The sequence below is a fragment of the Streptomyces sp. HSW2009 genome, assembly GCF_040240285.1.
GTDB lineage: Bacteria > Actinomycetota > Actinomycetes > Streptomycetales > Streptomycetaceae > Streptomyces.
On the sequence record NZ_JBEHZD010001093.1, the window covers coordinates 1 to 853 of the forward strand.

1 protein-coding gene and 1 pseudogene are annotated in these 853 nt (G+C 78.9%); both read left to right on the forward strand.

All coding sequences use genetic code 11. The annotated features are described in order from the left end of the window. Window positions 1–267: pseudogene (locus AAHZ94_RS34710) on the forward strand (hypothetical protein); the annotation flags it as partial. Window positions 268–342: 75 nt separating this feature from the next. Beyond that, on the forward strand, window positions 343–750 hold the full coding sequence (gene msrB, locus AAHZ94_RS34715; protein ID WP_349997644.1) for a peptide-methionine (R)-S-oxide reductase MsrB: 408 nt from the start codon (window positions 343–345) through the stop codon (window positions 748–750). Window positions 751–853: the final 103 nt, after the last annotated feature.

An 853-nucleotide genomic window follows, 5' to 3' on the forward strand; every position in this document is an offset into this window, starting at 1 on the left:
GGGGCCGCCCCCGGCGCCCCGCCCCCCCCCGCCGGCGCGTCCCCGCCCGCGCCCCGCGCGCGGCGGCCCGGGGCCGCGGCGGCCCCCGGGGGGGGGGCCCGCGCCGCGGCCACGGCCAAGGGCGCGGACGTCCGGGGCGTCGCGGACCGGGAGGCGATCCCGGCGCTCATCGCGGGAATGGCGCGGCCCGGCGATCTCGTTCTCACCATGGGCGCGGGCGACGTCACGGACCTCGGTCCGCGGATCGTGGCCCACCTGGAGAGCTGACCCACGGCCGGCCCGCGCCCCGCCCCGGCCGCGGGCCGGCGACACGCAGCAGACCGCATCCCCGAAAGGCGCGAGATGGCGTACGAGGTCGAGAAGTCCGACGAGCAGTGGCGCGCTGAGCTGTCGCCGGCGGAGTACCAGGTGCTTCGCCAGGCCGGCACCGAGCCCGCGTTCCGCGGCGAGTACACGGACACCGAGACGGCGGGGGTCTACTCCTGCCGGGCGTGTGAGGCCGAACTGTTCCGGTCCACGGAGAAGTTCGCCAGCCACTGCGGCTGGCCCAGCTTCTTCGACCCCAAGGACTCGTCAGCGGTTGAGCTGATCGAGGACCGCTCGCACGGCATGGTCCGTACGGAGGTGCGCTGCGCCCGCTGCGGCTCGCACCTGGGCCACGTCTTCGAGGGCGAGGGCTACCCGACCCCGACGGACCAGCGCTACTGCATCAACTCCATCTCGCTGCGGCTCCAGCCCACGACGGACTGAGCGGCCCGGCCGCGGGGGGGGGGGCCGGCCCCCCCCCGCGGCGGGGGGGGGGGGGGGGGGGCCGCCGCGCGCCCCCCCCCCCCCCCCCCCCCCCCCCCCCCCC

Bases quoted from the DNA above. Each gene is read 5' to 3' on its own strand.
- msrB (WP_349997644.1), top strand. From the start codon at position 343: ATGGCGTACGAGGTCGAGAAGTCCGACGAGCAGTGGCGCGCTGAGCTG.